This is a genomic window from Devosia sp. LjRoot3, from assembly GCF_964252865.1.
In the GTDB taxonomy this organism is placed as follows: Bacteria; Pseudomonadota; Alphaproteobacteria; order Rhizobiales; family Devosiaceae; genus Devosia.
The window spans coordinates 662,551-675,360 of the sequence record NZ_CAXUPK020000002.1; the positions used below are offsets into that span (position 1 = coordinate 662,551).

Annotated in this window: 13 protein-coding genes; 5 read left to right on the forward strand and 8 right to left on the reverse strand. The window is 63.2% G+C overall.

Going from position 1 to position 12,810, the window contains the following annotated elements; genetic code table 11:
• Positions 1-8: 8 nt before the first annotated feature.
• Both dgcA and ACSQ2A_RS10235 read right to left on the reverse strand, forming a co-directional pair.
• The gene (gene dgcA, locus ACSQ2A_RS10230) at positions 9-1,004 is read right to left on the reverse strand and encodes an N-acetyl-D-Glu racemase DgcA (RefSeq protein WP_436072137.1); all 996 of its coding nucleotides are present in this window, start codon (positions 1,002-1,004) and stop codon (positions 9-11) included.
• A gap of 104 nt (positions 1,005-1,108) precedes the next feature.
• Positions 1,109-2,413 (reverse strand): aspartate aminotransferase family protein, encoded by a 1,305-nt coding sequence (locus tag ACSQ2A_RS10235; RefSeq protein ID WP_436072138.1) that lies wholly within the window; start codon positions 2,411-2,413, stop codon positions 1,109-1,111.
• Positions 2,414-2,577: 164 nt separating this feature from the next.
• Between ACSQ2A_RS10235 and ACSQ2A_RS10240 the strand changes: the two genes are divergently transcribed.
• Positions 2,578-3,363, forward strand: a complete 786-nt coding sequence (locus ACSQ2A_RS10240) for an IclR family transcriptional regulator (RefSeq protein WP_436072139.1) — start codon at positions 2,578-2,580, stop codon at positions 3,361-3,363.
• 4 nt (positions 3,364-3,367) lie between these two features.
• Here ACSQ2A_RS10240 and ACSQ2A_RS10245 read toward each other — a convergent pair whose 3' ends face one another.
• From ACSQ2A_RS10245 to ACSQ2A_RS10255, 3 genes are read right to left on the reverse strand one after another with little or no spacing between them, the layout of a single operon-like run.
• A complete protein-coding gene (locus tag ACSQ2A_RS10245) occupies positions 3,368-3,769 on the reverse strand; it encodes a RidA family protein (protein WP_295415237.1) in 402 nt (133 codons plus the stop codon).
• Positions 3,770-3,784: 15 nt separating this feature from the next.
• Complete coding sequence (locus ACSQ2A_RS10250) at positions 3,785-4,780, reverse strand: hypothetical protein (protein ID WP_436072140.1); 996 nt, start codon at positions 4,778-4,780, stop codon at positions 3,785-3,787.
• Positions 4,777-5,547, reverse strand: coding sequence for an SDR family NAD(P)-dependent oxidoreductase (locus ACSQ2A_RS10255; RefSeq protein WP_436072141.1), 771 nt, complete (start codon positions 5,545-5,547; stop codon positions 4,777-4,779). The genes ACSQ2A_RS10250 and ACSQ2A_RS10255 overlap by 4 nt, the downstream gene beginning before the upstream one ends.
• A 64-nt stretch (positions 5,548-5,611) precedes the next feature.
• Here ACSQ2A_RS10255 and ACSQ2A_RS10260 point away from each other — a divergent pair, with 64 nt between their 5' ends.
• Genes ACSQ2A_RS10260 through ACSQ2A_RS10270 form a run of 3 tightly spaced genes read left to right on the forward strand, consistent with a single transcriptional unit; the run spans position 5,612 to position 7,735 of the window.
• On the forward strand, positions 5,612-6,802 hold the full coding sequence (locus tag ACSQ2A_RS10260; protein ID WP_436072142.1) for an N-acetylglucosamine-6-phosphate deacetylase: 1,191 nt from the start codon (positions 5,612-5,614) through the stop codon (positions 6,800-6,802).
• Positions 6,786-7,247 (forward strand): hypothetical protein, encoded by a 462-nt coding sequence (locus tag ACSQ2A_RS10265; protein WP_436072143.1) that lies wholly within the window; start codon positions 6,786-6,788, stop codon positions 7,245-7,247. The genes ACSQ2A_RS10260 and ACSQ2A_RS10265 overlap by 17 nt, the downstream gene beginning before the upstream one ends.
• Positions 7,244-7,735, forward strand: a complete 492-nt coding sequence (locus ACSQ2A_RS10270; RefSeq protein WP_436072144.1) for a hypothetical protein — start codon at positions 7,244-7,246, stop codon at positions 7,733-7,735. The genes ACSQ2A_RS10265 and ACSQ2A_RS10270 overlap by 4 nt, the downstream gene beginning before the upstream one ends.
• Here the strand turns inward: ACSQ2A_RS10270 and ACSQ2A_RS10275 are convergent.
• The 3 genes from ACSQ2A_RS10275 to ACSQ2A_RS10285 are packed head-to-tail and all read right to left on the reverse strand — an operon-like array spanning position 7,732 to position 11,868.
• The gene (locus tag ACSQ2A_RS10275; protein ID WP_436072145.1) at positions 7,732-9,987 is read right to left on the reverse strand and encodes an MFS transporter; all 2,256 of its coding nucleotides are present in this window, start codon (positions 9,985-9,987) and stop codon (positions 7,732-7,734) included. The two genes, ACSQ2A_RS10270 and ACSQ2A_RS10275, sit on opposite strands and share 4 nt — an antisense overlap.
• A gap of 7 nt (positions 9,988-9,994) precedes the next feature.
• Positions 9,995-11,068 carry a sialidase family protein gene (locus tag ACSQ2A_RS10280; RefSeq protein WP_436072146.1) on the reverse strand — a complete coding sequence of 358 codons (1,074 nt, stop codon included), beginning with the start codon at positions 11,066-11,068 and terminating at the stop codon, positions 9,995-9,997.
• Between the two features lie 8 nt (positions 11,069-11,076).
• Positions 11,077-11,868: a helix-turn-helix transcriptional regulator gene (locus ACSQ2A_RS10285; RefSeq protein WP_436072147.1), complete on the reverse strand. Its 792-nt coding sequence runs from the start codon at positions 11,866-11,868 to the stop codon at positions 11,077-11,079.
• A gap of 149 nt (positions 11,869-12,017) precedes the next feature.
• On the opposite strand from ACSQ2A_RS10285, the gene ACSQ2A_RS10290 reads away from it, so the two are divergent.
• Entirely contained in the window at positions 12,018-12,794 is a 777-nt protein-coding gene (locus ACSQ2A_RS10290; protein WP_436072148.1) for a phytanoyl-CoA dioxygenase family protein, read from the forward strand.
• Positions 12,795-12,810: the final 16 nt, after the last annotated feature.

A 12,810-nucleotide genomic window follows, 5' to 3' on the forward strand; every position in this document is an offset into this window, starting at 1 on the left:
GACTGCCTCTAGGAGTAGCGGCCCCAGAGCCTGCTGACGCTTGGGTCGATGGCGCCGTCGGTATAGGCGAGGCCACCTGGGCGGTCGGCGGCCAGCAGCAGCGGGCCGTCGAGGTCGACCCAGCGGGCGAAGGGGGCGAGGAGGGAGGCCGGGGCCATGGAGAGCGAGGTGCTGACCATGCAGCCGACCATGATGGCGAGGTTCAGCTCCTTGGCGTGCTGCGCCACGGCGAGGGCTTCGGTGAGGCCGCCGGTCTTGTCGAGTTTTAGGTTGATGGCGTCGTAGCGGCCGACCAGTTGGTCGAGGCCGGCAAGGGCGTGGGCGCTTTCGTCGGCGCAAATGGGGACGGTGTGCTCGATCTCGGCGAGAAGGGCGTCATTGCCGGCGGGGAGGGGCTGTTCGACGAGTTCAATGCCGGCGTCGCGGGATGCGCGGAGCAGGGTTTCAAGCTCGTCTGCCTGCCAACCTTCGTTGGCGTCGACCACGAGACGGGTGTTGGGCACGGCGGTACGGATGGCGGCGATGCGATCGGCATCGCCGGGAGCGCCGAGTTTCAGCTTTAGCAGCGGCATGTGGGCGCGGCGCGCGGCGGCTTCGGCCATGGCTTCGGGCGTATCGAGGCTGATGGTGTAGGCGGTTTCGATACGCGTGGGGGGCTGGATGCCTGCGAGTTTGGCGACGTCGGTGCCGGCGCGCTTTGCTTCAAGATCCCAGAAAGCGCAGTCGATGGCGTTGCGGGCGGCGCCGGGGGGAAGGACTGACTGGAGGCCCGTGCGGTCGAGGCCTGCGGCGAGTTGCGGGGCCAGACTCAGAATGGTTTCGAGGGTCGCGTCGAGCGTTTCGCCATAGCGCGCATAGGGGACGCATTCGCCCTGACCGGTGACGCCGTCCTGTTCCAGTTCCACGCGGATGACGCGGGCTTCGGTCTTGCTGCCGCGGGAAATGGTGAAGCGGCCGGCGATCGGAAAACTCTCGATCTCGGCGCGAAGGCTTGTGCTGGTCATTGGGCAATCCGCAAAAGAAGTGGGGCACTCCTAACAGCGGATGGGTGACGGGATCAACGGCGAGGGGCCGGCGCGGGTGCATCGCGCCGGCTTGCCATTGTCGCTCAGCTTGGCAGGGTCGGGGCGACTTCGCGGGCGGCGGTGCGGACAGCTTCGAGGGTTTTGTCGACGACCTCGTCATTGTGTTCGGACGAGACGAACCAGGCGCCGCGTTCGAGGACGCGCACGCCCTGGCGGAGGAGGGCCTGGGCGAAGCGGGCATAGCCGGCTTTGTCGGCGCGGGCGAGGTCGCGATAGTTGCGGGCGGGGGCGTCGAGGCCGAAGCCGATGTGGAACATCAGTTCGTAGCCAGTGACCTGGGCCTTGATGCCGGTTTCGGCAAAGATCGAGCGGATGCCTTCGCGGAGGCGCGTGCCATAGACCGAGGTCTTTTCGTAGTGCTCGGGGGTGAGGGCCTGCTGGGTGGCGACCATGGCGGCCATGGGGACAGGCTGGGAATTGAAGGTGCCGCCGTGGAGGACGCCGCCGGTCGCGAACATATCCATCAAGTCGGCGCGGCCGACGATGGCGGCAACCGGAAAGCCGTTGGCGATGGCCTTGGCGAAGATCGAGAGATCGGGCGTGACGTTGAAGCGGCCCTGGGCGCCCTTCTGGCCGAGACGGAAGCCGGTGATGACTTCGTCGAAGATCAGGATGGTGCCGTATTTGCGGCAGGCGGCCTGCACGCCTTCGAGATAGCCGGGCATGGGCGAAATGGCGCCCTGGTTGCACATGGCGGCTTCCATGAGGACTGCGGCGACGTCGCCGCGCGAGAGGCGCGCTTCGACGGCGGCGAGATCGTTCCACTGCAGCACGTCGAGGCCATCGGCATCGGCCGGGCTCTGGCCCTTGCTGCCCTGGACGAGATTGGGGTCTTCGGCGGGGCCCGCATCGGCGAGCGAGGGAGCCGTGGACCAGAGGATATTGTCGAACCAGCCGTGATAGTGGCCTTCGAATTTCACGATGGTGCGGCGACCGGTGGCGGCGCGGGTGAGGCGCATGGCGGCTTGGGCGACTTCGGAGCCGGAGGAGCCGAAGCGCAGGCGCTCGGCGCTGGGGATGCGCTCGCAGATGATGCGGGCAGCTTCGTATTCGATGGGCGACTGGCCGGCAAAGAGAATGCCCTTGTCGACCTGCTGTTTGACGGCTGCCTGCACACCTTTGGGGCTATGGCCGAGGACCATGGCGCCCATACCGCAATAATAGTCGATGATCTTGTTGCCATCGACGTCGTAGAGGTAGGCGCCTTCGCCATGGGTAAACACCAGCGGGCCGTGGCCCATGCCCAGGCGGAAATTGCTGTTCACGCCGCCGGCCACGAAACGGGACTCGGACGCGACGATGCGTGCGGACTCGTCAAACTTCAGCATTTGCTGCTCCTCGAATTTTCCGGGCGCAGGACACACCAGGGCGCGGTCGCGGTAAACGTCGCGCCGTTTCGTGGGATGGAATAGTTTGCGATTTCACGGGGGTCGTCGAGTTGACACGATGGTTGGCATGATCTCCAATCGCGACGGAGAGAGTGAGGTTGGCGATGGCGAAGGGTTCAGACCAGTATTCGGTTTTGCCGGTGGCAAAGGCGATGCAGGTTTTTGCCTATGTCGCGAGCCAGCCGCATGCCGTGACGCTGGCCGAGGTGGCGCAGGCCCTCTCGCTGCCAAAGACCACGGTGTTCCGATATCTGCAGACGCTATCGGCTTCGGGCTTTTTTGCGCATGACATCGAGCGGGACCGCTACGGGGTCGGCGAGCGGTTTCGCGCGCTAGCGCAGAAGGATGCCGTGCATCACAGCATCCGGAGTTCGGCCGAAGCCGAGCTCGATCAACTGGTCGACGGCTTTCGCCAGACGGTGAACCTTGGCGTGCTCGCCGAAGATGAAGTTGTCTATGTCGACATTCGCGAGGCGACGCGATCGCAAAGGTTCCAGGCGCGGATTGGCCATCGCCATCCCGTTCATTCGACGTCTCTCGGCAAGGCCATTGCGGCTTTTCTGCCGGACGAAACCGTCGAACGCCTCATCCGTCCAGAGTTCGAGCAGCGTACGTTTCGCACGCTGACTGATCCGCGTACGTTTCGTCGGCAGGTTGTGGAGACGCGTCGGCGCGGCTTTGCCATGGAAACGGGCGAGAACGAGGACGGCGTTACCTGCATCGGTGTGCCGATCCTCGATGGGCACGGTTTTCCGATAGCCGCCATGAGCCTGTCGGCGCCGGAGAACCGCATGCACGTGCTGGCTGATCGCGCCGCCGAGGCACTGCAGGATGCGGCGCGCCGGATTACAGAGGCGCTGCCGCCGGTCGCGCCTACAATCCTAGGCTAATGGGTCAACCGATGCGCTCGGCCTGCTGGCGAGTGGCCTTGGCATAGGCGACGCAGTCGAGCTCGAACTTGAGCTTGGTGCCGAGGACCCCGACGATGGTGCTGCGGCTGGGGCGGGGTTCGCTGAAATATTCGGGATAGATCTGGTTGTAGAGGGCGAGATCGGCTTCGTCGGCGACGTAAGATTTGACGTTGACGACATGGTCGAGGCTGAGGCCGCCCGCTACCAGGATGGCGCGCAGGTTTTCGATCGAGCGGCGCATTTCGCCCTCAAACGTATCGGTGATGATGGCACCGCTGGCGCTATCGACCGAGGCCTGGCCGGAGACGAACATCAGGTCGCCGGCGATGAAGGCCGGGCTGAAAGGCAGGTGCGAGCGGGCGCCGCTATCGACGAGCTTGAGCATGAATAAAAGTCCTGATCAGTAAACGAAATGGGCCGGGAAGGTGTGGACGCCGCCTTCGCCGCGCCGGTCGTCGAGGTTTTCATAAATGGTCGGCAGCACGGTCTTGAGCCAGGCGCCGCTTTCGACGACGAAGCCGGGGCGGTTGGAATCGAGGCCATAGGGATAGATGCGCACCGGCTTGGCGAGGGCCTCGGCCATGCGGGCATGCCAGCGGTGGTGCATGTAGCCGCAGATGAGATCGGGCTGGAATTCGGCGATGGTTTCTTCGAGCGGCTTGATGTCGGCCGTGTGGTCTTCCTGATTGACCTCGGCGATGCGCAGGATTTGTACAGCGTCGCTGGCGGCGCAGGCGGATTTGAACTTTTCGAGGCGCGAGGCCTGTTCGGACGAGATGTGGACCGTGTCGAGATAGAGCACGCGATTGGGCTTGGTGCCGAGGCGCTCGAACATTTCCTCGAAGGCCGGGCCATAGTCGAGGCTGTAGCTGTGGATGCCGGGAAGGTCGATGGCGGCGTCGAGCACGCTGACCTGGCTGGTGGTTTGGCTCAGCGCGGAAATGTCGGTTTCGTCGGTGATACCGGCAAGGACGACCATGTCGAGCCGGTCCCAGAAGGTGACGGGCATCTTGTCGTGGGTAAAACTGCCCATGACGAATTCATGGCCATCCGAAACAATGCCGCGCTCAAGCGCGATGACGAGGCGGGTATAGAACTCGTTGTTGAAGATGCCGCCGCCGACGATGTTGCGGTTGTAGAAGAAACCGACGCGGTGATGGGCTTCGGCCCATGGCGCCTTTTCGAGGAAGGAGCCGCGGCCGACCTGGCGGCGGATGACGCCTTCGGCTTCGAGGTCCTTGAGGGTTTTTATGACTGTGATCAGCGAGAAATCGCAGAATTTGGTGATCTCGTTCTGCGACTCGATTTTGTCCCCGGCCTTGAGACCGGCCGTTTTCCAGCGGCGGAACAAGAGGTCCCGCAATTGCAGATGGCGCGGTGTCAGTTCAACATTCACGGTTCGACACCCCAGGACAGTTGGTTGGCAAGAATCCCGCCATCGATGAACAACATCTGTCCTGTAATATAACGCGCCTCATCGGAAGCAAGAAAGACCGCGGCTCCACCGATATCTTCGGGTTCGGCGATACGGCCGAGTGGAATCTGTCGAGCCAGGGATTTTCTCAGGTCTTCGGAGGCCAGGGCGGCGGCAGTAAGTGGGGTGCGGACGAGGCCGGGGCCGAGACCGTTTACGCGGATGCCGCGGCTGGCGAGGGTCACTGCGAGAGATTTGACCAGCATGAGCACGGCGCCCTTGGACGTGTCGTAGGCGACGCTATCGCGTTCGGCGGCCATGGAATTGGTGGAGCCGACGCAGATGATGCTGGCGCCGGTCTGGTCGGGTTTGACGCGGTTGGCGAAGGCTTGGCTCGCGAAGAGGTAGGCGCGCACATTGAGGGCGAAGGTGCGGTCGAAAATATCCTCGGTAAGCTGGCCGAAGGGGGCATCGAGGAAGGTGCCGGCATTGTTGACGAGCGTATCGAGCGCTCCCCACTGCGCGTGGGCTGCTTCGATGAGCTGTTCTGCGCCGCCGGGCTTTGAGAGATCGGTTTGTACGAAACGCACTTCGGTAAGGGCAGAAAGTTCGCCAAGGGCCTCTTCCGCCCGGTCGTCGCGGATGTGAGAATTGAGGATCACGCGATGGCCGCGATGGGCAAAAGCCTTGGCAATTCCGTAGCCTATGCCCTGCGTGGAGCCGGTAATGCAGACGGTGCGGCGATCCATATTTACACCCGAAACGAAGTGAGTTAACTCATTAGCATAATAACATGCTAATAGAGGTTCCCCAATGGGTGTCAAGCAGAAGTGGGCAGGCGGTCTGGTGGTGGCGCCCACGGGAGTTCTGCGTCATGACCTGCTGGTGGAAGATGGCCGGATTCTGGGCATTGTTGCACCGGAAACGGCGGTCGGGACCGATTGGCGGGTGCTGGATGCCAGCGGGAAACTGCTGTTTCCCGGCATGATCGACCTTTTGCAGCACGGGTTCGATATCAACCTCTATTCCGATGCGACGCCGAACGGGGTGGCGGACTCTGCCGCCAAGTTGCCGGCGCGTGGGGTGACGGCGTTTTTACCGTCTATCGGCTGCCAGCCACCCACCGAGTTTGGGTCTGTATTGTCGCGGCTGGCCGAGGCTTGCGGACGCGCCGAAGGGGCGCGGGCCCTGGGTATTCACAGCGAGGGGCCGTGTTTCAATTCACCGGGGGCGCATAATCCGGAAAACCTGCAACTGCCGTCGGCTGAGTTGGCGGCGATGATGCTTGAAAGGGCGCAGGGGCGATTGGCGGCGGTGACAATCGCGCCGGAACTGCCGGGTGCGGAGCAGTTTATCCGCGCGATGAAGGCGGCTGATGTTTCGATCCATTTCGGGCATAGCCAGGCGGCGCCGGACGATGTCTCGCGCTATGTTGGCTGGGGGATCGATGCGGTGACGCATATGTATGACGTGATGCGGACCATTCCGCCGGACAATTCGGGGGTGCATGTGTTTTCGCTGCCCGATGCGCTGCTGGCGGAGCGGCATCTGGCGCTGGGCGTCGTGGCCGATGGCATTCATGCGCATCCAAAGCTGCTGCGCATTCTGGCGCAATTGCCGGCGGATCGGGTGTTTCTCGAAACGGATTCGATGAAATATGCGGGCCTGCCGGGGACGGAGTTCGAATTCTATCCCGGCTATTTCGTGACCAGTGCGCCGGGCAAGGCGGTGCGGGATCGCAATGGCGGGCTTTGCGGTTCGTCTTTGACCTCGGACGAGGCCATGCGAAACTATGTGTCGATGGCGGGCGCGGATCTGGTGCAGGCGGCACATGCGGCGAGCCTGGTGCCGGCGCGGGTTGTCGGGCGGGAGGCGGACCTCGGGAGCATCGAGGCGGGGAAGTTGGCTGACTTCGTGCTGCTCGATGCGGCTGATCTCTCGGTTGAGGAGACCATTGTCGGTGGCAAATCCTACTTTAGGCGCGACCATGCAAAAGCTGCCTGAGACACCGCTGCGCTATCAGGAAGAGGGTAATGTTCACCTCGATTTTCACGGTGCGGTGAACACGACCATCGACTTCATCGTCGAGCGCTATGGCGTCGAGGTGTTGCACGAGATTTTCGCCAAGGTGGGCAAGGATGTTTATGTCGACCTGAGGCGGCATATGCTGGATGGCCATCCGGAGGAGATGGTGCGGCATTGGCGGCACTTCTTCACCCGCGAGGATGCCGACTATGACATTGCGGTGAGTGAGGACGAGATCGTTCTCACCGTGCGGCGCTGCACGGCCTATCATCACGTTGCCAAAATTTCTCCGTCGGTTTCGGCGCATTTCTGCGACCAGACGACCAAGGTGAATGAAGCGATTGCCGAGGGGACGCCCTATCGGATCGATACGGAAATTACCGGGCCCGGCGCTTGCCGGCAGATCATCCGGAGGCGCGCATGATCCCCAGCGACCATTTCACCCGGTTCTATAACGAGGTGTTCAAGTTCCTCGAGAGCAAGGGGCAGGAGGACCTCGACCTCTACTGGCTCGAAATCAGCAAGAACCAGGAAAAGCATATTCTGGACCTGATCAAGACCAAGGGCCTGCAGGGCATGTACGAATATTGGTCGGTGATCGAGGAAGAGGAAAATTGCGAGCTCGACCTGATGGTCGATGACGAGCATCTCGAACTGCACATGCATGGCTGCCCGAGCCTTGCCAAGGTGATGGACAATGATGCGGCGCCAATGACGCGCTATTGCGACCATTGCGCCGGTTGGATCGGGCCGATCATGGACAAGACCGGCTATCACCTCGTCTACGACGTCATCAGCCGCACCGAGCCGCGTTGCGTCATGCGCATCTTCAAAGATGCGGAGAAGGCGAAAGAGGCGGAGAAATCGGTGCAGTTGCTGATGGGATGGCCGGGCAAGAAGGCTGCCACCTAGTCCTTCGGCGGCCGGAGGACGTGGCGGGCGGCGACGGCGAGAAGGACCATCAGGGCCGGGTGAGCCTCCGTGATGTCTCGGGTTCCGTCGATCAATTCCACCACTGGTAGCGCTTCGCTATGGGGCGAGGCGGCAATGAGCGGACGCAGGGCGCGGAGGGCGGCGAAGCTTTCCGCGGTTGGGCCAGTGCCGAGGCCCGCGGCGGCTTGCTGCAAGGTGGCGCGCACGCTCTCAGTACGTTTGTCCTTTGCGTCGAGCGACTTGGCCAATCGGCTCAGCAAGGCCGGCAGACAGTAGCCGGGCATGCGTTGTTCGCGGCGCCAGTTGCGGGCGAATTGTTCTTCGATGCCGAGGATTTTTGAAATGGCCAGCAGCACGACCTTGCTGCGCGGTTCGCTGATCGGGTTTTCGTCGCCTGCCTGATCGACATATATGGCGACGAGGGCGGGGACGCTTTGCCGATCGCCGAATTTTCCTAGAGCCGACGCGGCGGCGAGGCGGCAGTCGATGTCGGTGTCTTCGGCGAGCATTTTCCTGATGGCAGGCAGGTAAGTCTCGGCGCGGATATCGCCGAGCGACCGCGCGGCGCGCGAGCGCAGGAGGCGATTGCCGTCGTCGAGGAAGCGGGCGATTTTTGCGGCGCTGGAGCGGGACTGAAGCTGGCCAAGGGAATCGAGCGCGGCATATTGCAGCTCGATCAGGCCGTCATAGGTGAGGATATCTTCGAGGGCGTGGATGGCCTTGGGCGTCGCCGGGAGGCGGCCGAGGGCGCGTATGGCTTCGTGGCGGACGTCGAAGCTGGGATCGGACAGAGCGGAGATCAGTTCGTCCTTGGCGAGGGTGCTGCCGGTGCCGCCAAAGCTATAGGCGAGGTCGCGGCGGCGTTGTTCCGATGTGAAACTAGAAAAACGCTGGATGCCCCAGAGGGCGCGCAGGGGATTGCCGGTGGAGAACTGGCCAAGGAAATCGCGGACGCCGGTGGCGCCTTCTTCCTTGAGGAGGGCGAAGACGGCGGCAGAGCTGGCGGTGACGAGGGCGGTGACGAGGAAGAGAACCTCGTAGCCGCCGATATGGGCGGAGCCGAGATTGGTGCCGTTGTGCTCGAAATATTGGACCAAGATGCCCGCGAGGACCGTGAGGCCGCCGCCAAAGATGCCGTCACTTGAATAGGCGAGGGCCATGTAGCTCTCGCGCTCGGTGGACGGCACATAGTTGAGCATATAGACGCTGCCGCCGACCATGGCGCCCTGCACCAGGAAACCGAAGAGGAAGAAGACGAGGCCGACGAGCAGCTCGACGCCGGGAATGCCGTCATGGAGGAAGGGCAGGGCGAGGAGCATGACGACCTGCAGCGTCTGCAGGGTGATGCGGATGGCACGGGTGCCGTGGCGGTCGATGAACCAGCCAGCGGCATAGCTGCCGGCGGCTGAGCCGACCGGGATGAGCGCGGCCATGAGCACGATTTGGCCGCTGGATATGCCCAGGCGTTCGCGGAAGAAGAGCAGCAGGAAGATGTTGAGCGCCGCGAAGACGAGATACTGGCTGCCGGAGGAATAGAGAAAGGCGAGGAAATTGCGGTCGCGCAAGGGGACGCGAAGCTGGCGGATGGCGTCGAGGCTGCTGCGGGAGGAGGCGCGCGGGCCGCCGCCGCCGAGGCCGAAGAGGAAGAGGCCGCCGACAATGCCAATGCCGATGCCGATGGCGAAGACGGGGTAGAAGCGCTCGATGCCGTCTTGTCCATCGAGCCAGAGCTGGATGAGGAAGGAGCCGACCAGCGCGGTGGGTAGATAGGCCAGCGCGTTCTTGCCGCTGACCTGGCCGCGCACGAGGCGGGGGATGATTTCCTGCGACCAGGGGACGACGGCAGCTTCGGAGAGGGTACGGCAGATGGCGAAGCAGATGATGGCGCCGAATATGAGCGCGAAGGCGACATTGGGCGTCGCGATGAAGAGGGGCGCGATGAAAAGCGGCAGCAGGAAGAGGTAGCGAGCGATGAGCGCGAGGGCGGCGACGCGCTTGGTGCCGAAGTGCAGGATGACCGGTAGTGCGGCAATGCCGAGAACCTGGAAGAAGGGCAGGATGCCGCCGATGAGGCCGATGCGGTCCTTGTCGATGCCGAGTTCTGCCGAAAACAGCACCAGCGGCGCGCCGACAGTGCAGAGCACGGCGGTGCCGGTGAGTACCGAATAGCCGTAGTAGAACGGCATTTTTCTTAGCTTGGCGTAGTCGGTTAGTTCTGGTGTCGTCGACACAATGGCCTCAGAGCCGGATGCGGAAGGTTTTGATGACGTGCTGGCTGTTTTCCACCTGCCAACAGCAGGCGAGGTATTCGCCTTGGCCCAGCGCCAGGAGGCTCGGCTGACCGAAGCGCAGGCTGGCGAATGGATCGGCCTCCCCCGTCCGTTGCCCCAATCTCTCGTCGGCGAAAAGGGCGAGTGTGTCCAGCACTTCCAGGCGATCGTGGTGGAGGCGGGAGCGATAGATATTGAGGCCGACGGGGGATTCGCGGTGGGCGTGGATGCTGAGCATTTCGCTGTCGCCGCGGGCGAGGCCGTTGGAGGCCTGGGCGTGGATGCCGGTGTCGAGGGTGCGGAATGTTTTGCCGCCATCCTCGGAGAGGGCGAGGCGATTGGTCAGGTTGCGGCCGGCGGCGATGTCGAAGGCCCAGAAGAGGACGCCGATGCGGTCGCCGCCGAAGTCGATCAGGCGGCTCTCCCACGGGGCGATGGTGCTGGGTTCGGCGCGGAAGAAGATGGATTTCTTCTGCCAGGTTTTTCCATTGTCGACGCTGGAAATCAGCCAGCCTTCGTGATTGTCGGGGCCGAGGTGGAATGGGGCGCCTGAGCCGAGGAGTTCGCCCGAAGCGTGCTGGATGATGGGGCCGGAGAGTTCGATGCCGGCATCTTCGACGATGAAACGCTCCGGCACGGTCCAGGTGTGGCCGCCGTCGTGGGAGCGGGACAGCTTGTTGTGGAGGGGCAGGAGTTCGTTGGTCTTGGGATCGACGATGGGTGTGAGCGGGGTGGGGCGGAGGAAGACATAGCCCGTGGCGAGCAGGGTGCCCTCGGCGAGGGCGGCGGGCTTGAAAGTCTCGGATTCCTCGGGGGTGAAGGTTTGGGTGTGGAGCGGCGCGGGGGGGCTCCAGGTGTAGCCGTTGTCGGTGCTGCGGCTGACAAAGGCGCGCATGTCGGCGGCGTCGAAGGCCTGGCCGATGGAGAAAAGTGCGACGATATCGCCATTGGGCAAGCGAGCAAGGCCGGGGAAGGCGGCCTGGCGGCTGACGAGAAGCGGATCGGGATTGGCGTAGAGAGTGCCGGTTTCAAGGAGCTGCATTGGGGCTCTCAGGCAAAGGGATTGGAGCGGTGGCGGAATTCGCCGGGGGTGCAGCCGCGGCTGCGGTGAAAGGCGGCGATGAAGGTTTCCGCGTGGCCATAGCCGACGAGGCGGGCGATTTCGCCGAGCGTGTAGCGGGTGGTCGAGAGCAGGTCTTCGGCGCGGCGCAGGCGCATTTCGCGCAGATGGCTGCCGGCCGAGGTGCGGTATTGGCGGCGGTGGCGCGCGCGCAGGGCGCTTTCATGGACGCCCATCACCGCGGCGACGTCGCTGAGGGTGCGCATCTTATGGAGGGATTTTGTGGCCTGGCCCCAAGCCATATCGAGGCCGTCGTCGCCGGGTGCAGGCTCGCTGTGGGTGGCGGTGGGGTGATCGAAACAGTCGAGCATGGCGAGGAGGAGCCGGCGACGGCGTTGCAGGTCCGGTTCGGTGGTCGCGTTGGCGAGATCAAGGCTCAGGCGCAGCATGGATTGGACGTGCATGGCTTCGCCGGGGCGGGGGAGGAGATAGCCGGGGCCGCTGGTTTGCGCGCTGGCCAAAGTGAAGTGACAGATCGAAGCGGTGGCAAAGCCGCCGATGGTGGTGCCGGAGAAGGGGGTGTTGGGCAAGATCAGGATGCCGCTGGGGGCGCTGAGCGTGATGCTGTCGCCGCCATTGACGCTGAGGCGGACGCTGCCTTCGTGGATCCAGAGCAGGTCATGAAAGTCCCACTGCGCCGGGCCGATGGGCATGCGTCGGTCGAAGCGACCGAGGCGGTGCTCGCGCAGAATGATGCTATCGGGATCGAAGCTTTGGATCATGTCGGCACAGCACCATGAAGTGGGGTGTGCCGCCACTGATGTGTGACAGGCGCAATCGGAATTCCTAGTTCGCTACCGTACTGCTCAACAGACGATGGACGGCGGTTGGTCTCAGATGGTGGCAGAGGGAACCAATAAGGAGAATGCCGATGTCCGCGGCCATGCAGGACCCGCTCACCAGCCTCAAGAGTGATTTCGACCGGGATGGCTTTATCGCCATCAAGCCGCTTTTCGACGCCAGCAAGATGGCGGAGATCAATCGCGAATTCGACCGCTATGTCGAAAGCTGCGTGCCTGAGATGAAGGACACGGAAGTGTTCTACGAAGAGAAGGGCGCCAAGGCTACGCTCAAGCAGATGCAGAATATGCAGCACTATGATGCGTATTTTCGCGATCTGCTCGAGACCGACACGATCCGCGAACTGGCCGAGAGCATGCTGGGCGAGAAGGCGCGGGCGGTGAACCTTGAATATTTCAACAAGCCTGCCGGCATCGGCAAGCCGACGCCGCCGCATCAGGACGGGTATTATTTCCATTTCAATCCGCCTGCGGCCGTTACCGGATGGCTGGCGCTGGAGCGGGTCGATCCGGAAAATGGCTGCATCCATTATGTGCGTGGGTCCCATAAAAACGAAGGCTATCGGCCGCATGGGCGATCGGAAATCCTTGGTTTTTCGCAGGGCATTACCGATTTCGGCACTGCGGACGACAAGGCCAATACGGTGGCCTTTCCGGGCGACGCTGGCACCTTCCTGATGCACCACTCCAAGACCATTCACTGGGCCGGGCCGAACACCTCGCCCACACGGGCGCGGCGGGCGCTGGGCTTTGTCTATTTTGGGGAAAGCGCCAAGGTGGATGAGGAAGCGAGGGCGGCTTATCAGGCCAAGTTGCAGGCCGATCTTCGGGCCGCAGGCAAGATCTGAATGGCATTGGCGGAGC